Annotated in this window: 26 protein-coding genes and 1 riboswitch; of the genes, 5 read left to right on the top strand and 21 right to left on the bottom strand. The window is 45.3% G+C overall.

Features of this window, described 5'->3' with window-relative positions:
• Positions 1-9 precede the first annotated feature (9 nt).
• The 11 genes from POF51_RS01265 to POF51_RS01215 all read right to left on the bottom strand — a co-directional run bounded on the left by POF51_RS01265 (position 10) and on the right by POF51_RS01215 (position 11,390).
• Positions 10-1,404, bottom strand: coding sequence for a DNA primase (locus tag POF51_RS01265; RefSeq protein ID WP_271753383.1), 1,395 nt, complete (start codon positions 1,402-1,404; stop codon positions 10-12).
• A 7-nt stretch (positions 1,405-1,411) separates the two neighbouring features.
• A complete protein-coding gene (locus POF51_RS01260; protein WP_017248905.1) occupies positions 1,412-1,882 on the bottom strand; it encodes a hypothetical protein in 471 nt (156 codons plus the stop codon).
• 154 nt (positions 1,883-2,036) lie between these two features.
• Positions 2,037-2,303 carry a hypothetical protein gene (locus tag POF51_RS01255; RefSeq protein ID WP_069844908.1) on the bottom strand — a complete coding sequence of 89 codons (267 nt, stop codon included), beginning with the start codon at positions 2,301-2,303 and terminating at the stop codon, positions 2,037-2,039.
• Positions 2,304-2,419: 116 nt separating this feature from the next.
• Positions 2,420-2,878, bottom strand: coding sequence for a GreA/GreB family elongation factor (locus POF51_RS01250; protein WP_069844907.1), 459 nt, complete (start codon positions 2,876-2,878; stop codon positions 2,420-2,422).
• A 221-nt stretch (positions 2,879-3,099) separates the two neighbouring features.
• Positions 3,100-4,257 (bottom strand): diguanylate cyclase domain-containing protein, encoded by a 1,158-nt coding sequence (locus POF51_RS01245; protein WP_139135901.1) that lies wholly within the window; start codon positions 4,255-4,257, stop codon positions 3,100-3,102.
• 149 nt (positions 4,258-4,406) lie between these two features.
• Positions 4,407-5,501 (bottom strand): M56 family metallopeptidase, encoded by a 1,095-nt coding sequence (locus POF51_RS01240; protein WP_271753377.1) that lies wholly within the window; start codon positions 5,499-5,501, stop codon positions 4,407-4,409.
• A 14-nt stretch (positions 5,502-5,515) separates the two neighbouring features.
• Positions 5,516-5,899 (bottom strand): BlaI/MecI/CopY family transcriptional regulator, encoded by a 384-nt coding sequence (locus POF51_RS01235; RefSeq protein WP_069844905.1) that lies wholly within the window; start codon positions 5,897-5,899, stop codon positions 5,516-5,518.
• A gap of 166 nt (positions 5,900-6,065) precedes the next feature.
• Positions 6,066-8,180: an RCC1 domain-containing protein gene (locus tag POF51_RS01230; protein ID WP_069844904.1), complete on the bottom strand. Its 2,115-nt coding sequence runs from the start codon at positions 8,178-8,180 to the stop codon at positions 6,066-6,068.
• 77 nt (positions 8,181-8,257) lie between these two features.
• Positions 8,258-8,833, bottom strand: a complete 576-nt coding sequence (locus tag POF51_RS01225; protein ID WP_069844903.1) for a TetR/AcrR family transcriptional regulator — start codon at positions 8,831-8,833, stop codon at positions 8,258-8,260.
• 146 nt (positions 8,834-8,979) lie between these two features.
• Positions 8,980-10,569, bottom strand: a complete 1,590-nt coding sequence (locus POF51_RS01220; protein ID WP_069844902.1) for a catalase — start codon at positions 10,567-10,569, stop codon at positions 8,980-8,982.
• Positions 10,570-10,649: 80 nt separating this feature from the next.
• On the bottom strand, positions 10,650-11,390 hold the full coding sequence (locus POF51_RS01215; RefSeq protein ID WP_271754166.1) for a 2-phosphosulfolactate phosphatase: 741 nt from the start codon (positions 11,388-11,390) through the stop codon (positions 10,650-10,652).
• A gap of 189 nt (positions 11,391-11,579) precedes the next feature.
• Here POF51_RS01215 and POF51_RS01210 point away from each other — a divergent pair, with 189 nt between their 5' ends.
• Positions 11,580-11,951: a hypothetical protein gene (locus tag POF51_RS01210; protein ID WP_271753373.1), complete on the top strand. Its 372-nt coding sequence runs from the start codon at positions 11,580-11,582 to the stop codon at positions 11,949-11,951.
• A gap of 444 nt (positions 11,952-12,395) precedes the next feature.
• Entirely contained in the window at positions 12,396-12,665 is a 270-nt protein-coding gene (locus tag POF51_RS01205) for a hypothetical protein (RefSeq protein WP_020477524.1), read from the top strand.
• Between the two features lie 244 nt (positions 12,666-12,909).
• Here POF51_RS01205 and POF51_RS01200 read toward each other — a convergent pair whose 3' ends face one another.
• On the bottom strand, positions 12,910-13,113 hold the full coding sequence (locus POF51_RS01200; RefSeq protein WP_007729289.1) for a cold-shock protein: 204 nt from the start codon (positions 13,111-13,113) through the stop codon (positions 12,910-12,912).
• A gap of 430 nt (positions 13,114-13,543) precedes the next feature.
• Here POF51_RS01200 and POF51_RS01195 point away from each other — a divergent pair, with 430 nt between their 5' ends.
• Complete coding sequence (locus tag POF51_RS01195; protein WP_244521669.1) at positions 13,544-13,888, top strand: rhodanese-like domain-containing protein; 345 nt, start codon at positions 13,544-13,546, stop codon at positions 13,886-13,888.
• A gap of 84 nt (positions 13,889-13,972) precedes the next feature.
• Positions 13,973-14,125, top strand: a riboswitch (cyclic di-AMP (ydaO/yuaA leader).
• A 7-nt stretch (positions 14,126-14,132) separates the two neighbouring features.
• Positions 14,133-14,867, top strand: a complete 735-nt coding sequence (locus POF51_RS01190; RefSeq protein WP_069844899.1) for a CAP domain-containing protein — start codon at positions 14,133-14,135, stop codon at positions 14,865-14,867.
• A gap of 64 nt (positions 14,868-14,931) precedes the next feature.
• On the opposite strand, the gene POF51_RS01185 is transcribed toward POF51_RS01190, so the two are convergent.
• The 3 genes from POF51_RS01185 to def form a co-directional block, all read right to left on the bottom strand.
• A complete protein-coding gene (locus POF51_RS01185; protein ID WP_017248920.1) occupies positions 14,932-15,087 on the bottom strand; it encodes a hypothetical protein in 156 nt (51 codons plus the stop codon).
• Positions 15,088-15,187: 100 nt separating this feature from the next.
• A complete protein-coding gene (locus POF51_RS01180; protein WP_069844898.1) occupies positions 15,188-16,198 on the bottom strand; it encodes a homoserine dehydrogenase in 1,011 nt (336 codons plus the stop codon).
• Positions 16,199-16,217: 19 nt separating this feature from the next.
• Positions 16,218-16,739 carry a peptide deformylase gene (gene def, locus POF51_RS01175; RefSeq protein ID WP_069844897.1) on the bottom strand — a complete coding sequence of 174 codons (522 nt, stop codon included), beginning with the start codon at positions 16,737-16,739 and terminating at the stop codon, positions 16,218-16,220.
• A 178-nt stretch (positions 16,740-16,917) separates the two neighbouring features.
• On the opposite strand from def, the gene POF51_RS01170 reads away from it, so the two are divergent.
• Positions 16,918-18,225, top strand: a complete 1,308-nt coding sequence (locus tag POF51_RS01170) for an aminotransferase class I/II-fold pyridoxal phosphate-dependent enzyme (protein ID WP_271753362.1) — start codon at positions 16,918-16,920, stop codon at positions 18,223-18,225.
• 134 nt (positions 18,226-18,359) lie between these two features.
• Here POF51_RS01170 and POF51_RS01165 read toward each other — a convergent pair whose 3' ends face one another.
• From POF51_RS01165 to brnQ, 6 genes are all read right to left on the bottom strand, one after another.
• Positions 18,360-19,259: a DMT family transporter gene (locus POF51_RS01165; RefSeq protein ID WP_271753359.1), complete on the bottom strand. Its 900-nt coding sequence runs from the start codon at positions 19,257-19,259 to the stop codon at positions 18,360-18,362.
• 61 nt (positions 19,260-19,320) lie between these two features.
• Positions 19,321-20,496, bottom strand: coding sequence for an acyltransferase (locus POF51_RS01160; protein WP_069845466.1), 1,176 nt, complete (start codon positions 20,494-20,496; stop codon positions 19,321-19,323).
• 127 nt (positions 20,497-20,623) lie between these two features.
• A complete protein-coding gene (locus POF51_RS01155) occupies positions 20,624-21,418 on the bottom strand; it encodes a YqjF family protein (RefSeq protein ID WP_271753357.1) in 795 nt (264 codons plus the stop codon).
• 5 nt (positions 21,419-21,423) lie between these two features.
• On the bottom strand, positions 21,424-22,836 hold the full coding sequence (locus tag POF51_RS01150; protein WP_106833166.1) for an FMN-binding glutamate synthase family protein: 1,413 nt from the start codon (positions 22,834-22,836) through the stop codon (positions 21,424-21,426).
• A 220-nt stretch (positions 22,837-23,056) separates the two neighbouring features.
• A complete protein-coding gene (locus POF51_RS01145) occupies positions 23,057-24,262 on the bottom strand; it encodes a DUF418 domain-containing protein (protein WP_271753354.1) in 1,206 nt (401 codons plus the stop codon).
• Positions 24,263-24,393: 131 nt separating this feature from the next.
• Entirely contained in the window at positions 24,394-25,737 is a 1,344-nt protein-coding gene (brnQ, locus tag POF51_RS01140; protein ID WP_069844891.1) for a branched-chain amino acid transport system II carrier protein, read from the bottom strand.
• Between the last annotated feature and the right edge of the window lie 77 nt (positions 25,738-25,814).

Below are 25,814 nucleotides of genomic sequence, written 5' to 3'. Positions count from 1 at the left end.
GGAGTGTATTCAAACATGCTCCGAGCTTAGTCTTTGTTCTTTAGAAACCACGCCACTCACCATGTAAACTGGCACGCCTTCCTCCGGATACACTTTTCTCGCAATGTTCGTTTGCTCCCATTTTTCTAATACCTTCGCCGCTTCATCCATGGTGATTCTGGCATTGTAAGCCAACTCGTAAACAGCTAAAGCACCGCCCTTCTTCGTAGCTACTTGCAGTGCGATTCGCTCCATTCTCTCTAGCTCCGGTTTTTGTGTGAAGGCAAAATGACCGTAGATCCCTCCTATGATGGTACAAGCGAGAATGAAGATAAGGCTGTTCCAATGTACAAGGACATAGCCGCCTACATAGCTGAAGACAAATGCTAAACAGCAAAATAGTAGAAATCTCGACCTTTTATCGATCCATTCAGGGATCGGATCATACTCTTCGTCATATTCGCACACTTCCGACTCATCCGTATAATTCGGAAAGAGATAAATGATTCCCCCGTCTTCTTGATGCGTAATCGAGCAGTAGTTTCTTTTGTGCCATTTATCGATCATGGGCTCCATCGATTGATAGCTTTCATGTGTATAATAAGGAATCTCTTTCGGATTGAGTTCCCCTTCCTTATCCATGACATACCTCAAAACATCGTGTTCCGAATGGCGTTGATCCGCTTTTCGATGGGAGGACAATAGGTAACGTCCGATAAAAACGAGAAAGATAAGTGCAGTAATTGCAGCATAGAGATACTCGCTCACGTTTAGTAAGATCTGTTCTTCGGAGATCACAATCAATGTGCCGATAACTGTAATTAATACAGCACGAACGATTCTTTTTTTGCGTATGCGCTGCGATTGTTCCAGCTCTTGTGTTTCCTCATCATCATATTCTGTGTCCTCATCATCATATTCTGAGTCCTCATCATCATACTCTGAGTCCTCATCATCATACTCTGAGTCCTCATCATCTGCCTCCTCGTTGTCGTCACTTTCATAAGGCATTTGTCCATATACGTGATCATCCAACTGATAGACGGCCATCTTGCCAAGTAAGGAGGAAGTCCTCAGAACCTTTCGGTGTTCCATCTCTTTTAGAATTTCCTCACACTGCGATAGCGGCAACTCCGATTCCAGAGCAAACGATGCAACAGAGACGACTCCATGATTACGATTGGCGACAGTCATTGCAACGGCTTGCTGTGTTCGTTGCATTTGCTTTTTTTCCAGCCTTTTTCCTTCCATGCAAAACAACGCGTAACCAATGGAAATGAGACTCATAAAGATTGCTAAGAAGATTGTGTTGTCTAAGACTCGGTAGATTCCATCAATGACAAAAATACCAGGAAGCAAAGCAAGGATGAGAAAAAAGCCAACAACATAAAAAAGAATCACTAACCTACCAAAAAATTTAATCATTCGCCGCTCATTCCTCACCTTCAGTAAAGCCCGCGAAATAATAGAGAATGTCACCCTTTTCAGTTACACTTAGCTCAGCGAAACCGTCTTTTTGAAGCTTACTTAAAATATTTTGGGCTTTTTCTATCGTAAGAGTAGATTGGGACGCGATATCCATTGGCGTCACATAGCCCTGCTGATCACGCGCAAGAGAAAGAATAAACAGGATATTCTCGGACTCGAGGCTGTCAAAAAACTTGAGCTTCTTGAGACATTTTGACTTTGCCCTTTTGTATTTAATTTCAAGTGGCAGTCCCAGGATGAAACCAAGTGCCATGGCATATACCCCATAATGTAAGGCTGTCATTTTATAAGGAATGTACGTTTCATATCTGTCCCCATATAATGAGAGCAGAAAGGCTTCCACATAAGGTTGTAGGATCGGCTGTAGCCAGAGAGATAACAACCAAATGAAAATCATCATCCCAAGAACAATCATGAAATCCCTTCTTTTCACTCTATTTTTCCGAAATATCGTTCGACTAAATTTTACCTGAATAAATATAAAAAGACACTAACAAATTGCTAGCGTCTAGGGACCCATTTTTCCATGTTTCTCGAAGTATAATGAAAGCTTGCAATCAGTCCTACTCTCACTTGCTTTTTATGATTTCTCCAAACCAAACCCTAGAAGGGAGATTCTTTACATCCTCATTGTGATAAGCATGGATGATATCCGGTACATACTCTTCCGTCAAGCGGATGCCTGCCAGAATCATTTCCTTTTCTTCTTCTGACACGCTGAATAACGAGTCACCACATTTTTCGCAAACTATCACCCACCGCGCCTTCAGCTTCTGCAGGTGATTCATATCCCATTGCACGTCCTGATCACATGTTGGACAGGCAATTGTTTTCATCGTCTTTTCCTCCTGTACGCACAGCTTGCTTTTCTTGCATTTTACTAAAATTGACAAGAAAAGACACTAACATCGTGTTAGTGTCTTTTTACATGATCGATGCGATGGGTAGATTTCTAAGGTGACGAGAATCCCCCCATATATGTAAAGCTTATCTCCCGTACCTGCACCTGTTGCCTGCCAACCGGACTTTCCAGCACAACAGAATCGTGTGGAGCCGCAAGCAGCAGCTGCCTGCCTATGGGCGATAAGAATGAAATTCTGTTGTTATCCGGGTCAATGTCTGTGGGATACACCACAGTAAATGACTCCTCAAAATGATCTTCTTCAAATAGCACTTTTACGCTGCTGCCTAATAAAGTAACTGCTTTAAGCGATTGAAAGAGTGCACTGTCTTCTTTTGCCAAAAGGCTTTCGAGTGTTTGCTTGTAACGCTCGACAATCTCATCGATGGATTGCTTTTCTTTTCCGTAGTTCCGTACATATTGATCGTAAAAGAGTGAATACTGCTCGTCAAAAAAGACAAGCTGGTTGATCAGATGATTTCTGGTGCCATTCAAAATACTAGGGTTCATAGTAGATTTCACCCCCCAGTTGCGTTTCATAGACATGTTTGATGAACGTAATGTTCTTCATCGGAAAAACCCTCCTTAAAAAAATAGCCCCCGAAGGGACTCTCATCATTGTATCAATAATTTCAAAATGATTCCATCGACTGTTTAGAAATCTCTACTTCCGATGCGGGTAATGGGCGTTTGAATCTGTGGCTGGTAGTACAAAACCAGCTCGTCATTCTTTACCGCTTTCTCAAATCCCTCTCCAGTTCGATACGCATCAACACTTGGTCATCGAGCTCATTGGTAAAAAGCTGAAATCCGTTTTTGCCGTTTTTCTTCACTCCGTACATGGCAGCATCAGCATTTTTGAGCAATTGCTCTTCACTACATCCGTGATCGGGATACACGGCTACTCCAATACTCGCCGAGACGTAATAATCTTTTCCTTGCAAGCGATAGGGGATCTCGATTTCCTTGACCACTCGATCAGCCAACGTCGAAAACTCGTGATCATCTTCAACATTTTGGCAGATCAGTGCGAATTCATCACCACCCATACGAGCAATCATCACATCGAATCCTTCCGCGCTTTTTTTGATCCGATCACTCACTTCTTGCAAAAAATGATCCCCATACATATGGCCCAGAGAATCATTGATCATTTTAAAACAATCGATGTCCAATACCAGCACAGCAAATCGCGTATCCTGGTCGCTATTGTTAACAATCGCCTCCTGCAAGGCTTGATGGAGCTTCCTTCTGTTCGGCAAGCCGGTTAAATCATCGTGAAACGCCTGATATTCCATCATCGATTTCGCGCGATGCTCCAGCATACGTATCTGGTCTTCGTACGCCTCCAGGACCAATTGCTGCTCAAAGCTGAGCAGCTTCGTAATGGCTTGAGCCAGTTTTTTCGAGTCAGGATAATCGTCTTTCCGATCATCTATCATTCGCATGAGTGTGCCTAACAGGTTTTGAAAAGAACCCATGTACCACTTGGGAGGAAGCCCGATTTTTTGATGAACCATCGCAATCTTCAATCGTTTTTCAATGAAGGCAGGATCGATCCGGCCGTCAAACATCTCGATTAAATGATTCATTAAGGTTTGACGTAAACGTTCAGCGGTTGTGTGCTCCATCACGATTTGTTTCAAAGAGTCCACATGGAGAATCGATTCATAAAAAGAAGAAGTAATCTGCTCAATTTCAGTCTCAATGACAGGACGAAACGCTGCGATTAATTGCAAATCCTCTTCCGTCAAGTTAATCATGTTCATTTGTGCGATAACTTCGGTGTTTCCTTCTATTAATATCCGTGCAGAATCGTCTGCCGGCGAAATCGACGGTTGGCAGCATGCAGCGCTGTTTTCCTTGGACGCATTTGATGACTTCTGCATTTACATAGATTCTCCCTTTCCATAGAACCAACGTACTTATAGGCTCATGCTTATTCATAAATATTCATTCGACATAATTCTACATTGTCCTCTCATCGGGGAAAAGGAAAGAGTCTGCAAGATTTATGTACAGACTCTACATGTTCCCGCTACTTTTTCAGATCAATCGCCTTTTCCTTTACCAGAGCTGCTACCAATTGCTTTTGCACGTCCGCTTCTACTTCTTTGAACGTCACTTTCAAGCAGACATCTTCTTTTAACCAAAAATAAGTGTGGTTGTCCTTATCCTTTGGGCTACTAAGTGTATCATCGACTTTATACGGCGCTGTGCGGAATACTTCTTGGCCACTGATGTTCAAAGAAGTGACAGGAACTTCAAATTTTGCACCGTCTATTCTCTCAAAAGGGACCTTTTTTGTTTTTCTCATGTTTTCCACAATGGATTTGTCCTTGATTTGGGCAAACAACACGATCGTTTTTGGTTTTTCAGGATTTTCAAACGTGAGATGAATGGTGCGCTTGTGTTTATCCAGATGAGCGAGCTCATGCGAGAAGACGTGGTACAACTCGGCGTCTGACAACGATTGATATACGTCCCGCGGACAATAAACCCAAGGTGAAAACAGACCAGAGATTAACGGGCCCTTCGCCAGTGTCCCTGTATAGACGTGTATTTTCCTTTTTACCCCAAACTTCTTTCTGCAATCATCCATGATGGAAAACACTCTCTCATCCGTCACTCGCATTAAAAAGCGTACTTTGTTGTGCATCTTGTACAGATAGGCGAAGAGCCTCGCCAACAAAAAGACTACTCCGACAAGCCACACTGCTGTGAGAACTTGGATATAGACTGGATGCGAGGAAACTGCATTCATCCCTTCATCCTTAGCTGCTTCGGTTTGTATCTGATTTTTCTCGTTGTCTTTTAATCCGTGGGAGACTTCTGAGATGACGACAGGAAGTTGTGTGTTTGGCATTAGTTGAGGTTCTGCGGAGAAAGAAAGCGGCTGGGCAGCCGACATGCTGTTACTTGCCCAGAAAACCCAGGTAAAGAGGCTGAATGAACTCTCCGGTAGCACGGGGATCATTAGGCGTGCCAAAACGATGAACCATAACAAATGATGCATGCGCCAGCTAATCGCTTGGCTAACTCCTTTTTTTATGGCTACCAACAAAATAGCTACCAGGCTTGCCCCCAATGAGGCGTAGCACATCCACAAAAAAATACTCCCTAGAATATCCATTTACAGGTCCCTCATCATTGCTTTTTCTTTTGTTTTTCCGTCAATATTTTTTGCAGCTTGTCGATTTCTTCGTTGGATAACTGCACATCTTCGAGAAAATTGGTCATCATCGTGCCTACAGCCCCATTAAAAACACGTTTCAAAAAGGATTCGCTTTCAGCCCGTTTGCATTCAGCTTCTTGGACGAGTGGGAAATATCGGTAGCTGCGGCCAGATTTTTCATAGCTGATTGCTTTCTTTTTGAGCAACCTGTTCAAAAACGTGCGCACCGTCTGCTCTGTCCATTCGATATCGGCTGGTAAACGCTCAATGATTTGCTCTGCTGTTGCTGGATGATCTCTCCAGATCACCTTCATGATTTCCCACTCGGCCTCCGATATTTTCGGAATGTTGCTCATCACGTCATCACCTCTTAGATTTACAAGCGTAAATTTAACTTCTGTTAAAATATTACAACTGTAAATTTAAACTGCCAACCATATTTTTCCATATATTCTAAAAACGGCAAAATAAAAAAGCACAGTGGAAAATGAATACTCCCACTGTGCCGCTTCTTCCCGTCTGTTATTGTCTGACCATATCTGGTTGAAGCTCACCTTTTCCGTATGGATTGTCGCCAATCAATACGATCTTATCATCTTCTGTGACCAGCACATGATAATGCGAGCCTGGTCCTTCGATCGCATAGTCGTACGAAGAGGAAATCAGTCTAACAGGCGCAGCCACTTTTTGTTTTTTAAGCGGTTCCCATTCGTGTTCAAAGATTTGCCCATCCTTCGTAATCCGCAAACGTCCGCTCATCATGGCAATGTCTTCTTCCGTTTTGGGTTCCAACTTCACTTTGATAGCTCCTGCGTCATTTCCTTCGCTCTCAGGGTAAACCTGCAATTCCTGAACCTTACCTGCTTCGTTGATCGCCCAAACTGATGCGATATCCTTTGTATAACGGACAAAATACTCAGGTGCAAGCTCACGAATTCCTTCCAAACCAGCTATCTGTGCAAATGAAGTGAACGGTTCATCATTCTTCCGTTCTGCGTACAATACCTGACCATTTTTCGTCACAGCAAAAAACGTATAAAGATTGGTATAAAGCTTGGTCACATCCGCTGCCAATTTTGAATCGATCTTGAGGGTTTCCACTTTTTGTGGGCGCAAGTTCGTGATGACATATACCCCTCCGCGTTCAGCGGAATCAAAACTGAATTCCACCGTCAGGAATTGGTCATCTTCCGTACGCAACAAGAGATGCTCCTCTCCACCAACGAAATCCTTGATCCGAGAAGGCAGTGCCAATGTTTCACAGCTGCTAAATTCACTGCTCCACAACTGGATTTGTCCGTTCTCATTTAAGGTAACCGGAGAATCCATGATGCTATCCAATGTTTTTACTTTCTTAGGTCCTTTCACTTCATATGGTACTCGATCCGCGCCAAAACTCCATACAGAACCATCCTTACGAACGAAGTACGGTCGATTCAGCTCAGTTACTACTTGTTTTACATCACGTAATTCGCCCAATTCTGTCCATTTGTCAAACGTAACAGGGATTCGTCCCAGCTGTCCTGTCATATTGCTGCCAAATGAATAGACGTTTCCTTTTTTATCGAGAGCAATCACATGGTCGGTTCCTGCTTGTACGTCTGTCATATCAGAAAGACCCGCTATTTTGACAGGCTCCTCGAGCTCATTTTCCAGATTCGCACCGAGCATTCCAAGTGTATTATCTCCCCAGCCCCAGACAGTTCCGTCCGCTTTTACGATCAAGTACAATCCTTCTCCGCCAACTGCCATCCGTGTGGCACCATCTGCATGAGCGGCACGCACTACTTTTTCATTTTCTTTTGTATTATAGCTATACATTTCGCCTTTTTCTGTTTGGATTAAGGCGCGATCCGTGTAATCGACGGCTATTTGTTTGACTTTCCCTGGGATATCCATTACCTGCAGGTTTTCTGTGTTCAGCTCTCCGGATTTGCCATCGAGATAAAGAAGCTTCCCTTGGTCATCTATGGCAAACAAGGAAAAGGCTGAGCTATACATGTCACGGATATTCGAAAGCTTCGTCACCTTTTCTGCTGCTTTCGCTCCTTTTTCCCATTTCAGTACGGTACCGTCTTCTTTCAGTAAAAAGAGTACGCCTTCATGAAGATCGAGCTGCTGAATATTTTTGATTTTATCCAGACCGGCCAGTTTTTCTGGTGCTTTCTTTTCATCGATCTGCCATACATCACCGGCACCCGTCAGGACATAATCCGTCGTGACTTGCTTGGCATCTTTGATCCCTGCTAGCTTGTGCGGTTCATACTTCTTGTCAGATTGATAGCCCCATTTCCACACTTGCCCATCCTCGGTGAAGGCATACGAAATACCTGGCCTCCACCCATAGCCTGCTTCATCAAAAATGACGCCTGTTGCAATGGCAGTAATCCCTTCCAGCACCGGCTTATTCTCCAATGATTTCCAAGACTTCGCAGTTATGTCCGAAACATCCGCTTTCGTGTCATCTTGACTGCAAGCCTGTAGCTTCACCTCGGTATTGCCTATCGTGCCAGCCGATGTTTCTACTTTAGTGGAACCTGCCTTCGCAGGGGATGCAGCAACGACCCCACCCGTCGTCAATAAGGAGAGTACCGCGGTATAGCTCAACAGTGCTACCCATTTCTCTCTTCGTATCATTATGAATCTCCTCGCCATCGTCTAATGTAAACATTTGTAAGACGCTGGCAACTCGAATTGCGTCACTGTTTTTTCGATTACTTTAGCACGCTTCTCACTGTTTCAGTCCAGATATCCCTCTGATCTAGCTCAATTCCCATCAGCATGTAATTACTAATATTATCAACGACGAGTGCTAGAATATGAGCTTTTGCTACGACACGATCAGGCGTGACGACACCTAACTCTATCCCTCGCTCTAATAAGGAGGTAAAGCCCTGCAAAAAATCTTCTTGCATCATACGTAGCTTGTCACGGTACTTCTCTTTTTGACTGACAGACAGCAGAAATTGATTGAAGACACGTAAAAAGGCATAATCCTCTTCCTCGCTCGGCAATAGCTTCAACCCAGTTTCGATAAGAAGTTCCGTGAAATTGTCAGCTGTAAAATCTGTAACCGTAAAAAAATGAGAGAATGTATAGTTTCCAAACAGTTGATCAAACAAATAATCGAGAAGTGCGTCCTTTGATGCAAAGTGGTAGTAGATCGCCGGCTTCGTAATCCCTACTTCTGTAGCAATCATCGTCAGGCTCGTCTTTTCAATCCCATGCTCCGCGAATAATTGATAGGCTGCTTCTACAATATGTTGATGTGTTTTATTATCTTTTGACATGAATGACGTCTCCTTTGGCAAATCGATCCCATACGTTTTAGCCTACTGATTGTTAAGTCAAATTGCAACCGGATACAAAAAAAGAGCTTTACCATGGCTTCGGCAAAGCTCCGCTGTTCATTCAGTCTTGTTGTTGACTCGGGTCATCAGTAAGGCTTGGACGGACGAGACTTCTGTTCGGCTTCCTTGACAGCCGCCCCGGGATTCGTTGCGCCCATCGGTCCGCCCATCTCTTTGCTATTTCCGCCATTGCCCTGTGCGACTCCAGCTTTCAAACGCTGACCGTACTCTTCGTCACATTGCAAGAAGTATCCAAGCATTTTCTCTTGAATGCGAGGATCACAGGAGAGGAGTGCATCCGTCAGATTGGCAATGAGGTCTTCTCTTTCCCAGTCTTCCATGAGGCGATAACGTTCTCCCGCCTGTTTGAAATCGTTGGTGCGATCAATTTTTTGACGAACGACCTTCCCTTCTACTTCTGGCTGATGATCAGGAGCGGCTTGCTTGGCTTCCTGCAATCCGCCAATCGTCGATGGCTCATAGTTAATATGCCGCTGCGCTCGATCTACATGGTACAGCATTTGACCGCCTTCCTGGTTGGTAGCGACATGCTTTTTGGGAGCGTTGACCGGAAGCTGCAAGTAGTTGGCGCCAACCCGATAACGCTGCGTGTCGGAGTAGGAGAAGGTCCTACCTTGCAGTAGCTTGTCATCAGAAAAATCAAGTCCATCCACTAAAACACCTGTCCCAAATGCTGCTTGCTCGACCTCTGCAAAATAGTTATCCGGATTTTTATCCAGTACCATTTTGCCTACAGGAAGAAACGGGAATTGATCTTCGGGCCATATTTTCGTTGGATCAAGTGGATCAAAATCGAGCTCAGGGTGATCGTCATCACTCATGATCTGGACGCACATTTCCCACTCCGGATATTCTCCTCGCTCAATCGCTTCGTACAAGTCCTGTGTGGCATGATTAAAGTTTTTCCCTTGGATCTCTTCCGCCTGTTTTTGTGTCAAATTTTTAATCCCTTGCGTTAATGGCTGCCAATGGTATTTGACCAGGACCGCTTTTCCTTCGTGGTTTACCCACTTGTACGTGTTTACGCCAGAGCCTTGCATTTGTCGATAGTTCGCTGGTATTCCCCACGGGGAGAACAAAAACGTGATCATATGCATGGCCTCAGGCGTGTTCGAGATAAAGTCAAAGATCCGTTCCACATCTTGTATGTTTGTGACAGGATCAGGCTTGAACGCATGTACAAGATCAGGAAACTTCATCGCATCCCGAATGAAAAAAACTTTGAGGTTATTGCCAACCAGATCCCAGTTCCCGTCCTCTGTATAAAACTTCACCGCAAACCCACGTGGATCGCGCAATGTTTCGGGAGAATGTGTGCCATGAATAACCGTAGAAAACCGTACAAACACAGGCGTTTTTTTCCCCTGCTCCGAAAACAGCTTTGCTCTCGTGTACGTAGAAATCGGCTCATCACCAGCGGTTCCATACGCTTCAAAATAGCCACGCGCTCCTGCTCCTCGGCTATGCACGACACGCTCAGGTGTTTTCTCCCGATCAAAATGTGTGATTTTTTCCAGAAAGTCGTAATTCTCCAGAACCGTTGGCCCGCGATTTCCAACGGTCCGCAGGTTCTGGTTGTCTGTAATCGGATGGCCTTGGCGATTCGTCAGGATATTTTCTTCTGACTGGTTGATGGACTTGCTGTTATCATCCATATGAATCCTCCCTGTCCAGTTTTTCTCATGTGTGGTTCATAACCATGGTTACCGAATGAGGGATTCTTTATGCGAAAAGACTAATTAGCTTCGTAAGCAAAATCAGCGTTAAGCACTGGAACCGTGCAACTCTGATTCCATTCCGCTGCAAGTGCGACATCTTCCGGGTATCCCTTGCTGATCAGTTCTTGGCCAGAAGCACATTTCTGCAAGTAAGCAAGAAGATGATCTTGGGCTGATCGGAAAGCTGCCACCGCCATTTTGGCCTCTGGTGACAATCGATATTCCTCCAATTCGTGAAGCAGCGCACCTGCCGCAATCATATCCTCAATAGCGGGTCGCAATGCTCCATTTCCCCATCGTTCACCGCAAGCAATAACCGTCACAGTTCCTTTCTGCTGTTGTATGTATCTGGCGACGGATGATGCGTTTCGCAAGCACGCAGCGATTACCTTCGCCCCTGTTTTCTTTGCCAGCAAGGTACAGGTCGATCCATTTGGCGAGGGCAACACCATTCTACTTCCCATCGGAACCGTTTTCAGACAGGCGGGTGAAAGGGAGATTGGTTCTCCACGTTTTCCAGCGAGCAGCGCTGCTTTTTGTTTAGCGAATGCTACGGCTGACTCATCCTTTACCTGATAAGGATAGACGATCCCTCCACGTCCCGTTACGATATCGACACACGTGCTGAAGGAGAGCACATCGATAATGACGATCATATCCGATGTTGCACCGACCTGTTCCACCCCTTCGTATCCCCAATCAAATCGAGCCGTATAGTTTAGTTGTTTGCATACAGGCGTTTCTCCCAAAACCTCCACCATCCTCTATCAAAAATAGTTACTCGTCCCCTTACGTTCGCCGTTACAAATCAAGGCAAGAAACAATATCGTATTATTGTCCCACTAGATTACACAAGAATGGAGTGAACATGGATGTCTGAAATCGAATACGACGACGATCAAGATGTTACGGAAAGAAGAAGTCACAGACGCCCAAGAAGAAATACTGTGAGAACGACTGGTATTTTGCAAAACAACCTCGCCCGTGCTCTCACCGCTCACCTCGACCTGGTAAATCTGAACACAGAAGAGGTTGAAGTACGTGTGCAAGTATTGAACTGGGGTAACGCAGTTACGCAAACGAATCCAGTTAGCACCTTGCTTGACATCACGCAATTTATCCCTGCGAATACTCGCACTGCTTTCAATGCGCTGGTCCCCGCTTCTTTCCACTATGAAGTTCGCCTTACCGTAGCAGAAAACAACGGAAATGTCCTTCTCACCACTTATGGCCGTACTACTATCGGCGGCGGTCAAGTTGTTGGTCTTACTGTACTTGACAGTCAATTCCAAACTGTCGAAATCGAAACTTGTATTTAACTATTTTGTAGGAAGAAAATGAGGAATTATGGTGGGACGCCATAGTTCCTTTTTTTATCCCATTCGCATGCAGAAACAGGCGCTGAGGACGATCCCAACGCCTTTTATAATGCTCCCATAGACTGAGACACGGGAGGTTAAAAAATAAGTTATAATAAGAGCATGGAAAAACGGAACCAATATACCTCATAGTTTAAAACAAAGGTTGTCCTGGAGGTCCTCCGGGAGGAGCAGACCGTGAACGAAATTGCTGGCAAGTACGAAATCAGTCTCTAAATGAAGCAAAACCCGATCAATTTTACGTCCAAACTATCGAAAAAATCGCATCCTAAAAACAAATAACGAATTCAATCATCGATATATCGTACTTGAGGGTAATAATAATGTGCTTTATGACTTAACTTCTGATGTAATGAAAAGATAATTTTAAGGGGGAAGAAAGTGGTGAATAATCAATGTAATTTAAAATGGGCTGATTTAAGCGATCCAGTTAAAACGATAATAGAACACATTGATATTAATTGTTGTGATGAAGATTTTCAAGTTGGAACTAAACTAAATATACCGTATTTTAAGGGGAGATTCACTCAAGAAATGGCAGATGCAATTCTCGAATATCAATATTCAACTGAAAATTTAAACGAAAATTGTTATTCTGCCGAACTGCAAGATGGTGTATTGATGATAAAGTTCGTTAAGAGTTCAGAGAGATAGCTCGTTATGTCCAATTTTAAAACCAGGAGCGCCCTCATCAATCTCTAAATGAAGCAAAACCCGATCAATTTTCCGCCCATACTATCGAAAAAATCGCATCCTAAACACTAGGACTACGAAAAGGAGGACATAACTTATTCCTCAAAAAATCGTGTCTTGACAACGGGGAGCATTACATTTTACTTCTACGACCACGCCAAAAAAGAAACTGCCCTCGAAAGGACAGTTTCTTTTAAAAGGAGACTTACAGTTTTACTACGTTCTCAGCTTGTGGGCCACGGTTGCCTTGAACGATGTTGAATTGAACTTTTTGACCTTCGTCCAAAGTTTTGAAACCGTCACCTTGGATTGCGCTGAAGTGTACGAATACATCGTCTCCGCCTTCTACTTGAATGAAACCGAAACCTTTTTCTGCGTTAAACCATTTTACTGTTCCGTTCGTTTGCATTTAAAAAAACCTCCAAAAATTCAATTTGAATATGCTAGTCATATTTACCGAAGCAAATAAAGCTCACATATCATGAAGGAATACCAGATCATGTGCTATGATATGCCTTCATGATATGTGAATTTTACCTACTCAGCAAATATGCAAATGTCATGGGACGGAACTGCAAAATTAAAAACTAAACCTTTTGAAAACCTAAAACAATGAAAGCCCTTCCTCTCTTCCATCCTTGCGGCTCCGATGACCGCGCCAGTGTGAATCGGGGATTCAAAAATGTTATCCATCAGCATACAAACACCTCGATGAATGATTAGGTATCAATTTTTCAAGTAGCAATCTCATTCTACCATGGTTGTCCAACAAAAGCAACCGTTCACCCTTATACTGGGAAGTCGATACTCTGTTACAATAGCATTGGGAGGGATTTCATTTGCAAAATCATACTTTGACAACTATTCAATTATCAGAAATGCTTGAAAAGAAAGTGCCTGTACTATTAGTGGACGTACGCGACGTCGAGAAATTTATCACCGGCAGCCTCGTTCACGAAAATGCATCGACCCGAAACGCACCCTATCTTCTAATGAAAGAACAGGACAAGCCGTTCGATGAAGAAACCGAAAAACTTGCGCAAAATGTGCAGATTGTTACTGTATGTACAACAGGTAACAAGGCTCAAAAAGCTGCCGCTCTTCTTCGTGAGCATGGTTTTCAAGCAAATGCATTGGAAGGCGGCTTAACCGCATGGAAGGAACAATCAAACGAAGCGAAATGAGCCTAATTTATCAACGATTCTAGCTTTTTGCCATATATTACTCCTTTATTTCGATTGGGATTGTCTGATATCGTTGTTCATGCCAAACGAAATAAGCCGAGACTTTCTGAAAAGGAAGTGCGGGGGACTTTTTAGTGGATGAGCAATTCCACATGGGGTGAATCGCCGAATTGGCGTAGGGTTGTTTCCTCAACCCGAATCCGACAACTAACCTCGTAGGCAAAAAAAAGGAGAGATTTGTTTAATGAAACGTTTTGGTTCTGTTACAATCGCGATGACTCTTGGTCTAGGCTTGGCTTTGACAGGGTTTGCTTCTTCTGCTTCCGCAGCATCTAACTGCCCATTGAAGAACGGACAATTCCAATTCAATGTGGGTCAAAATATGGGACAATTCCAAAAAGCACCAAATGCACAACAGTTCTTTAACTTTTATCAAAAACAAGGACAAACTACACCTGTACAACCATACCCAATTCAACCAGGATCTTTTCAATCAGCACCCGTGCAACAAGCACCAGCACAACAAACACCAGTTCAACCAGCACCAGCGCAACCTAGAAATAACGTCACTCAGCCTGCCGCACCAGTAAATCAAGCGGAACAAGGAAAAACTGGTGATTTTGCGAAACAAGTCGCGGATTTGGTGAACCAAGAACGTGCCAAAGCAGGTCTCAAGCCTGTTCAAATGGATGCAGCATTGTCCAAAGTAGCGTTGGCAAAAGCACAAGATATGTCTGCTAACAACTATTTTGACCACAACAGCCCAACGTACGGTTCCCCATTTGACATGATGAAGCAGTATGGCATTCAGTACTCGACTGCAGGTGAGAATATCGCCATGGGACAACAAAGTCCACAAGAAGTTATGCAACAATGGATGAACAGTGAAGGTCACCGCCAAAACATTATGAACCCTGCGTTCACAAAAATTGGTGTAGGCGTCACAAATGGCTACTGGGTACAAGAATTTATCGGATAAAACGCATTGTACGAAATGAAAAGCCGGTGTCTCTTAATCGAGACCCGGCTTTTTCGTGTAGGCATCATTCCTGCTGTGCTTCGGATGCCTGCTTTTTGGGGGTACAGCAGCAGCTATCCTGCTCATTTACCAAAGCGACGTTCTTTTGATTCATTTTTTGCTTGGTTGGGTAAGCAGATACTTGCTGCAGCTCGGCATTGACATCAGACGATTGGTTCATCCGTATGGCCCCCTCGCCGTTTTTTGTGGTGCATCCCTAGTATGCTCGCGGTTGTAAAGGACTCATTCCTAAGGAACACTGGAAGCACATGCAAATGAACCTATCTGCTAATGATATGTTCAAGGTCTTTTAAGGCAGCCGCTGCTGCCGCGACAGGATCTGATTTTCCTCCAACGACCAATAAATCCCCCATGACATCTGTTTCTACCCGTATGGCTTTTGTCGTACCTGATACAGATGCAAATGGATGGGTAAGATCCACTGCACAAAGCTCCACTGCTATAGAAAGTGTGCCATTTGCTTCCTTTTGGATGCTTCCTATCAGCTTGGGAATCTTCGTATGCTTTTTCCAGTTCTCGATTTGTAACGAGGTTATTTCGCGAATACTTGCGCGTGTGATATCAGTCAGATTTACTTGCGCACCAAAAGCGGCGTTTGCCAAGATCGTGAGCTTTGAAGCTGTATCCCAACCATCGATGTCGTAAGAAGGGTCCGGTTCGGCAATCCCCATCTTCTGAGCGAGCTCGACTGCTTCCACACAGGCGAGCCCCTCTTCCATCATTTTTGTGAGCACGAAGTTAGTCGTTCCCGTAAAAATGCCTTCGACTCGGTTCACTTCACAGCCTGCCAAGTTATACTGCAATAGATCGATCGTCGGCAGGGCTGCTGCTGTTGCCCCACTCACTTTCAACGCGACGCCATGTTTTTTGGCTAGAGCGGCTAAGCCAGCATAATCGACAACAAGCGCACCTTTTGAAATCGCGATTGCATGTATAGCATGTTCCAATGCATAGCGAATAAAAGTAAGACCGGGTCCTCCCTCTTTTTCAGAAGGACCAGCCTCGATGAGCACATCCGGTTGAACCGATTGGATAAATTCCAGCGCGTTCCATGATGGGTTCTTTGCTTGTTTTGTATGTGCATAGTCTTCCCATTTTCCTGAATCAATTCCGTTCTCATCATAGAGACCGGAAGCCGAACGAATGACTCCCACGAGTCTGACATCCGCTTGATATAGCTCGCGGTATCGGTCCCGTCGCTGTTCCAGCAGTCTGGCTACTTGCTGTCCTACTGTTCCAAAGCCTGTTAACATAATATTCCAACGCTTCATGAGTCAATCTCCTTGCTGTTTATGCTCTGTTTCTACTTTTAGCCTGTATCCGGTGCAAGTCCTTGCGATTCAGTTTCTTTCCTGTTTTTGCTGAGTAGAGCTCTTCTGTATGATCAATAAACAAAATTCCTTCCAAATGGTCCATCTCGTGCTGAATACACCGAGCGAGGAAATCTTCGGCTTCGATTGTCTTTGTTTCTCCTTGGCGGTTCAGCGTCTGAACTTTGACATAATTCGCCCGACGAACGATTCCAAACACACCCGGTATCGAAAGACAAGCTTCTTGCCCTTCCTGCTCACCTGATTTTTCCATCCATACCGGATTGATCAGTTCAATCAAGCCGCTACCACAATCCATCACAACTAAACGCTTTGGGATGCCAATCTGTATCGCGGACAAGCCTGCTCGACCTTTCGCAGCGTAAATCGTTTGGGCCATATCATCCAAAATCTTTTCAACCTGTGGAGTAATGGACGGTACTCTTTTTGAAGTTTCACGCAAGATAGGGTCCCCCAGGCGAACGATCCTGCGTTCAGCCATTTCCTTCTCCCTCCCGCATTACTCAGTTTTCGATTTCAAGGTAGCAAATCCGCTCCTCGCTGTCAAAAGGAACCTCGCAAAATCTGAAATATCCCGCTGGGCAAGGGTGACAAATGCCTGTAGATACGCTATCTTTATTGGTAAACATAGATGTTTTCAAATGAAGAGGGAGGCTATCATGCATTCATTGGCATCAACGCTGAACCAAACCATCCAGCGGGAAAACCCGCACGTGTATGAAATGCTGTCTGACATCGCGAAACTGATTTATTTCCCAAAAGAAGGGATTCTCAGCCAGTCGGCAGAAGCGAAAGCAAAAGCGAAAAAGTACAACGCAACTATCGGGATTGCACTGGAAAACGGTCAACCGATGCACCTTAAGGTCATCCAGGATAACCTGTCTGCTTACCAGCCAAAAGACATTTACGAGTATGCTCCCCCAGCAGGAAAGCCTGAGCTGCGTGCAGCATGGCGTAAAAAAATGATTGAGGAACAGCCTTCACTGGCTAACCATACGTTTAGTAACCCAATCGTTACAAACGCATTGACGCATGGCCTGAGCATCGTATCTGACTTGTTCGCTGACAACGGCGACAGTGTCATCATCCCGGACAAAAACTGGGAAAACTACGAGCTTACTTTTTCGATCCGCCGTGGTGCAGAAATGGTCTACTATCCATTATATAACGACGAGATGAAATTTAATGCTGCTGCTTTGCGTGATGCGATTCTCGCACAAAAAGACAAAGGCAAAGCCATCGTCGTACTCAACTTCCCGAATAACCCAACTGGCTATACACCAGGTCCAGAGGAAGGAAAACAAATCGTCGCTGCACTCAAAGAAGGCGCCGAGGCTGGAATCAACATTGTCGCAGTGACAGATGACGCGTACTTCGGCTTGTTCTTCGAGGACTCAATGCACGAATCTCTCTTCGCTAGCCTATGCGACGTTCACCCGCGCATTCTGCCTGTAAAAGTAGATGGGGCTACCAAAGAAGATTACGTATGGGGCTTCCGTGTTGGCTTCATTACGTATGCATCTCCATCCAGCGACTTGCTCAGCGCTTTGGAGCAAAAGACAATGGGAATCATCCGCGCGACTCTTTCCAGCGGATCGCATCCTTCCCAAACATTCGTATTACACGCAATCACTGCTCCGGAGTACAAAGCACAGAAGCAGGAGAAATTCGATATCATGAAAGGCCGTGCCAACCGCGTCAAGGAAGTGCTCGACAGCGGAAAATTCGCTGACGTGTGGACTTACTATCCATTCAACTCCGGCTACTTCATGTGCCTCAAGCTAAAGACTGTCGAAGCGGAAACATTGCGCCAGCACTTGCTGGAACAGTATGGCGTCGGTACGATCGCTCTTGGTCAAACCGATTTGCGCATTGCCTTCTCTTGCATTGAAGAAGAAAACATTGCTGACTTGTTCGAATTAGTCTACAGCGGTGTGAAAGATTTGGAAAATGCAGTAACCAAATAATTGGAACAACCACTCTTACAAAAGCGTCTTGGCCTCGTGTCAGGGCGCTTTTCGTTTTCTTTCAAAAAAAGCCCCGGATACCCACGAAGAGTAAATGCGAGGGTTTCCGAGACCGTTGTATCATAATTTTTCTATTAGCTTCCAATCGACGAATGTATACGACGTGGCTGCTGTGTACCGATAAAAATGGAGGCGAGTACGAGGATCATCCCCACTCCATGCATCCAAGTAAATGTTTCGTTCAAGAAAAAGACAGCCACGAGAGCAGCACTTATCGGCATCAATCCGGTGAACAAGCCAGCTTTGGAAGCCTCCACCTTCTCCACTCCTTTGTACCAGAGAAAGAAGGATAAGACGCTGGCCGTAAACGCATAGTACACAAGAAGCCACCATACATTTGCAGGTACAGCACTCCAATCAAACCGCAAGCTTTCCCAAATCGCAAACGGAAGAAACAAGACAAAGCTGATGACATTAATCGCAGCCGTCATTTGAAAAGGTGTATTTTTCCCAGCAAGTCTTTTCGCGAAAATCGTAAAAAGCGCTTCGCTGACGACCGCAAAAAATACGAAGAGATTGCCGAGCATGCTTATCCAGTTTTGCTCCCCGTCGCCTCCAGTAAACGTAATGAAGCCGATGCCGCCCACTGAAAGACCGATCGCCACTAAACGATTGGTGTTTAATTTTTCCTTGAGCAGCCAGAACGAAAACAAAGCGATGCAGGCAGGTACCGTACTCGTAATGATACCGGCAGCAGTAGCGGTCGTCCACTGAACGCCGTACAGCATGCATACACTAAAGAGAAACACGCCGAAAAAAGACTGCCAGAATAACACCTTGCCTTCCTCACGGCTCCAAGACGTTTTCCATTCCCCACGCATAGCCAGCAGCGGCAATAGGATGATGATCGCGAGCAAAAAGCGCAGCTCCGAAAACAAAAACACAGGAACATGGGAAACTATTTCTTTACCGATGGAGATGTTGCTTCCGACCAAGGCCATAGCCAAGGCTAACTGAATGTAAGCTAACAGCATGACGACTCGCTTCTCCCTTCAACCTCCTACAATTCTCTACATATGGCCAAACTGCTTGCGATTAACCCGCGTTTTGCCATTCTTTTTGAGATGACGGGATCTTTTTTGTCTTTTTCTCTGCTGCCCCCACCAGCCAAGAACCAAACGGCAGTTTTCCCAGCCCATATGATATGGCAAAAGAAAGAATGGAGCACAAGGCGAATGCTACCATACTTCCCCACACGCCCGTGTGAAAAAGCTGAAGCTCGCGCAAAATCTTCATCAAGTACGTCAAGATCAGCGCATGAATCAAATAAGCTCCGTACGAATATTTCCCAAGGAGTCCTAGCCAATGTGTCCATTTGGACTGCTTTTTGCTCATCCATAGGCAGAGAGCGTACACAGCCAATAAACAAGCCATCGTATAGAGGAACATGGACGGTTTCAAGGATGTCGCTACGTTTAAATTGATCTGGCCTTGCCCTGAATCACGGAAAAGTTCATAGCCAATGACTGCGTACAGGACACCAACTGAAACAATGATCCATTGCCAGTATCTTTTCAGGAGTGAACGAAATGCAGGCAGCGTAAAAGCGACTAAACCACCGAACAAAAAGTAATAGAAATAATAGAACGCATTTCGATCGCGGTATTTGATGAAATATGTATCAAGCCAATTCATATCGAATCGGAAACCGTGCGCGGGGATGTACCGCGCTGAAAACCACATGAGGCCCCCATAAACCAATCCGGAGACACCAAGAGCGACAACGAGACGAAAGCGGCTTGTCACGAATCTGCGGAAAAGTTCAAATACTCTTTGCCAAAACGGATACAAAAGATAGAACTGAAAAATCATCACGACGAACCACAGATGATACGAGGATGTCCCTGTCAGGAAATTTTTGCTTACATTCCAAACAAACACTGCTCCCTCCCCCAAGGGCTTCTCCATCAAGTAAAGATAAACCACCGACCATATTCCATACGGAACCAAAATCTCCGTTACCCGTTTACGTGTAAAGGAAATATAGTTCACTTTTTCGGAGTAGTTGTAAAACAGAACAAGCCCTGTGATGAAAATGAATGCAGGTACCGCGAATTTTAACAAATGAAACAACATTCCGTAGACGATCGACACCTGCTCTGTCAGTCCCGGCTCACGGATATACACGCCAATGACATGCTGATAAACCACAGCCAAGAATGCAAAGGCCCGGATTAGATCCAACTCACCAATTCGTTCTTTTCGAGCCATAACCAAATACCAGATCCTTCCTGTTTTTCGAAAAAAAGTGCTATCTCTCATCTTACCGACCAAAAGTCAGTCTGGCAAGCCTCAAATCCAAAAGACTGATACCCTTTTGTACTGGTATCAGTCACTACTATCCACCTTGATCCGAAGACAGATCCGCTAGACTTCGAATCGGCCAAATAAGACTTTGTACTCCACGTGAATACAGGGCTAGATGCGGAGAATCCGTGAGTGGGATTGACAGGTTTTCGGTCATCGAGTTTTCACGAATATGAAAGGCTGTCTCCTGTAGTTGCCACGGCTCGTGCACCACATCCGCATACATCATTTGCTTCGTTCTGTTACACCTGCAAAAGAGCGTGTATCGCTCCGTCAACCAATGCATCAGCGTTCCCTCTTTGACGAAAAATCTGTCAGTGAGAGGCTGGTAGCTGCCTTCGAACCAGGGTGACTGAGGTAGACCAGATAGACGTCGAGAGGTAAAATCGATCCGATCCCCTTGGCGATGAAAAGTCATTTGGGCCCGATAATAAGGCAGTCGGTACCAAAATTTCGCAATCTGGATTACTAGGGGATTCGACGTATCCAGCGAAAGAAAATACACGCCTGTCTTCCCTTTCGCCTTCACATACGTCCGCACGTTGATTTCAGGGAAAGTCGTCGTGAATGGTACGGATGGCATCCGATGCAAACGCACGCCACTCAGCAAAAACGGGATAATACTGATCCATGCCTTGCCATCATATGTATCGAGCTCAAGTCCTGCTGGAATGAGCGCTTTGATAGACGATGGTGAAATCGCCCAATGTAAAAAAAGAAGATGCTCCCACGTCTGTGTCATGGTCCATCCGTTGTACTGTGCGGCCGACTTGATTTGGATGATCCTCTGTTCGATACGAATCCCTCCCATTCGTACGTCGATCAAGCAATTTAACTGGAAGAGGATGAATGATAGGCAAGGGGTACTTTCGTCACTTTGCTCGTCATCTCATCGAGTGAGACGAGATCCGCAGCCGTAACTTCACGAAGAGACGTTTTCCCCAGCGCGAGGATGGCAATTTCCATTTCATCCACAAACGAAAGAAAAAAGTTAGCCAAGTATTTCGTGGCTGAATCGGGGTCAAATTTGTTTTTCAAGCTCCCTGGATAGGTGGTCAGCTCTGTCGGTGGTTCCCACGGTATTGCTTTTGTCACCTGATCATGAGTCATCGCCCACAAAACAGCCGTCCCCATAAATATGCCGTCTGCTCCCAAAGCAATTGCTTTTAAGCACTCACCCGGGGTATTATATCCGCCCCCAGACAATAAGGTAATTCGTTCTTTCACACCTTTTTTCTTCAAATAGCGCACGGCCCGGGTCAGCGCATAAATGGTCGGCAAACCGAAATCATCCTCCAAGATTGGAGGTCCACCTTTTGTCCCCGCTTGTCCGCCATCAATACTGATAAAATCTACACCGGCTTGGATTACAATCTCCAGGTCTTTTTCAAGAATGGCACTGGCACAGATTTTGACACCAATCGGAACGCCGTCTGTTATTGTGCGCAACTTGTCTACGAGCTTCTTAAGATCCTCCGGCTTCGATACTTCCGGATGCCGCGAAGGAATGATAATCATCTCTTCATCCTGAACCCCCATGATTTCAGCAGCTCTTCCCTGGATATATTCAGCGGGGATAAAGCTCGCGGCAGCTGCAGTCGCCCCCTGCCCAAAATGGATTTCGATGGCGTCAGCCTGTCGCAAAATTTCCGGCTCCTTTGCCCACTTTCCCGAGTTGTATTGGAGAATCAGGTGTTTGGCGAATTTCCTTTCTTCCGGCAATAACGGGCCTTCACCCGTATTCGTCAAAGTCCCCACTGCGGCCGTTCCTTTTGCAATCGCGATTTTCACATCGGCACTTACACCGATACCGTACCCCATTGCCCCTACCATGAGCGGAATGTCCAAGGTTAACGGCTTTTTTGCCATGGGCCCAATCGTGATTTGCATGTCCACTTCTGTATCTTCACTCGAAGGCAGCTTGGCCAGCTGTGCAGGAGAAAATATCAAGCTATCGAAGTTCAAGAACTTGCGCGGACTTCCAAAAGGACGTTCGATGGCTTGTCCAGTAGCTGCTCGCAAGCTGTTCTCCAGGACGTAGCGTGGACTGACTTTGGTCATGGCGGAGACCATCTCAAAAATATTTTCCGGATAGCGGTCTGACATGAGGCGCTTCATGAACTTGGCGAGCAGCCACTGGGTAAGAGGTCGAAAAAGACAGATCAAAAGCAGTCCCACCACGAGGAGTGCAGCTATCGATCCTACAAAGGAGCCGATCAAAAATGAAATCCAATTGCCAGCCATCCTCTTTCTCCTTCCTACTGTCAGAGCGCTGCTGCTGTTACTAGGTATGTGAGATAGGAAAATTTTGCCCCAATCATGCCACTTTTATCCTACGATCTCCCCTGGCCATTAAAGCTAGAAAAAACGCCCAGATTAACTGGACGTTTTCGAGCGAAGCCTTTTCCATAAATAAAAATAACAGGACGTCAGCACAAGCACGACAGCCATTGTCATGATAGTGTCAAATCGCATGAGATCCTCCTTTTCGTTTCATTGGTACAAATTTGCCGTATGTCAAACAGCGCCAAAGCCATTCCGCAGGACCAAACTGATAGTTGGCGAGCCACCAGCGACTAACGAAGATTTGCGCAGTGAAGATCACCAAGCTAAACACCAATCCGAGAGCCAACCCAGGCGTTCCGTACAAATGTCCAACACGCACAACCAATACAGCGATGATGGTTTGGCTCAAGTAGTTGCTTAGCGCCATTCTGCCTACCGGTTCCAAATGCTTCAGCATGCGCTTGGCGCTCTCTTTCCGGTACAGAAGCAGAAGTGAAGTAATGTAAAAAGCGCTCAGGGAAAGACCACTCCAGGTAACAAATGTCTGAACGGCAATCGAGATCGAGGCTGGAAATGTAACAATGCCGAATTGAATAAGCGGAATCATCGGTACAAGCATAGCACTCAAGCCCAGCGCAATCCACCATACGCGACGAATGGCCGGAATAAACTCTTCCGTCCTCTCAAATACTCCCCGCTTGGCTGCCAGAAATCCGAATAAAAAGAGCGGCAAAACAGATAGGATAACAATAAACTCAAGGGAGAAAACGACCGGAATTTCGTAAGCAACCCGGAATTGCAACCACTCGATGATCGAGCCATTGGTATAAGTATCGATTGCTTTTTGTATGAGCGGTGATTGATCTGGCATAGGAACGAGGTCTTCAGGAACGGTCAGCATAAGAGCGTACATGGCCTGCACACCGATCAAGAGCGTCCACGCCCATCTTTTGATCGTCTTTTCTTGCCTGTGGTAAAACAACAACAGAAGAAAACCAGCTAGGGCATACGTATGAAGAATGTCTCCATACCAGAGGAAAACAAGATGTGCCATCCCCACAATCAAGAGCACCAATAATCTGCGAGCAAACAGGCCCTGATAAGGCAGCTGTTTGCTCTCGGCACGATGCATAAACAGAAAAAAGCCTACGCCAAACAAAAACGAGAAGATAGTGTAAAACTTCGTCTGTACAAACATGTTAAACAAGAGCCGTATCCAACCATCCATTTCTGAATGGGTATTGACCATCCCTGCATCTGGTAAGAACATGATGGGATACAAAAATGACGGCATATTCACCAGCAAGATCCCCAAGAGGGCAAAGCCTCTAATCCCGTCTAGCTGCCGAATTCGATCACCTTCCGCAACAGGTGCTACTTTCACGTAAATGAACCTCCCCAACTGCCCCTTAGGCTTTAACACATTTAATACGAATGAACCTCGAAAAAAGTAACAAATGCTTCTACCACAACAAGAGAGCTTCGCGAAAACGAAGCCCTCTCTTACGTGCTGCCTTATTTTGATGGGGAAGTCTTTGTTCCTGTTCCTGTGCGGTTTGTCCTATTCCGAAAATCGAGCAGAATACCGACAAAACCAGCAAATATTGCGGGCATGATCCAACCGGCCCCTTCCTTATAAAAAGGAAGAACACCCAAGATATCGTTCCAGCTCTGATTAAAAAACGTAAGATTCATCAAATCCACGACACCAAAAACCGTCACAACTGCGACAGTCGTCATATACACAGACGAATGAGCAGGTATCCAGCGCTCTAGCAACGCCAACAAAATGAGCACGATCGCAATTGGGTAAATTGCGCCCAAAATCGGGACAGATACGCTTAAAATCTCCGATAATCCCAAGTTTGCGACTCCCATGCTCAGGACACAGAGAATCACTGCCCATCCTCTGTAGGACAAACCTTTGAATCGTCCATGAAAGTATTGGCTGCAAGAAGTTACGAGTCCAATCGATACACAAAGGCAAGCGACGGTAAAAATGACACCAAGAATCAGCGTACCGCTTGTCCCAAATAGCTGCCTCATGATAGCTGTCAGGAGCAGCCCGCCATTCTCCGGCCTACCTAAAGAGGCTCCAGATGAACCGAGCAATCCCAAAATGACATAGATGAATGTCAGCAACATACCTGCTCCGAGACCTGCTTTGATCATATTCGCAGACAGTTGCTTTTTGTCTTCGATTCCCTTGCTCCGTAGCGTATTGGCAATCACGATACCAAATACGAGTGCAGCCAAAGCGTCCATTGTTAAATACCCGTCCAGAAAACCTTGCACAACTGGATTGGAGGCATATTTTCCTGCTGGTACCCCCGTTGGGCCCAGTGGTGTGAATAAGCTCTTGATGTAGATCAAGGCAATCATGGTCAACAGTGCAGGAGTCAGTATTTTCCCAAAGCGATCAATCAATTTGGAAGGAGTCAGACTAAACCAAAAGACAATGCCAAAAAATACGATCGTATAGAAGAAAAGACTCCAGGTGGAATCAGCGGCTTGTCCCGGCAAAAATGGCGCCATTCCCATCTCGTACGCGAGACTACCTGCACGCGGGATAGCAAGTGCGGGTCCAATCGACACATAAATCAAAATAGGAAAAATAAGAGCAAAGCTTGGATGAACACGACTCGCTAATTGGTAAAAGCTCCCTGCTTTTGCGATGGCAATCACCCCAAGGATAGGAAGACCGACAGCCGATAATACAAAGCCTGCAATCGACAGCCAAACATAGGAACCAGCCTCTTGACCCAGATAGGGTGGAAAAATAAGGTTCCCTGCACCAAAGAACATCGAAAACAGCATAAAACTGACCAGCAACATTTCTTTCTTAGACAAGGTTATCATCGACGTGTATATTACCTCCCATCGTATTGAGAGGCATTCTATCAACTTTTGCGTTCCTTCGCTAGTAGCAACGCCAT

The organism is Brevibacillus sp. AG (genome assembly GCF_028369215.1).
GTDB lineage: Bacteria > Bacillota > Bacilli > Brevibacillales > Brevibacillaceae > Brevibacillus > Brevibacillus porteri.
The sequence above is the reverse complement of the archived record's forward strand: the minus strand, read 5'-3'. Positions and strand labels throughout refer to the sequence as shown.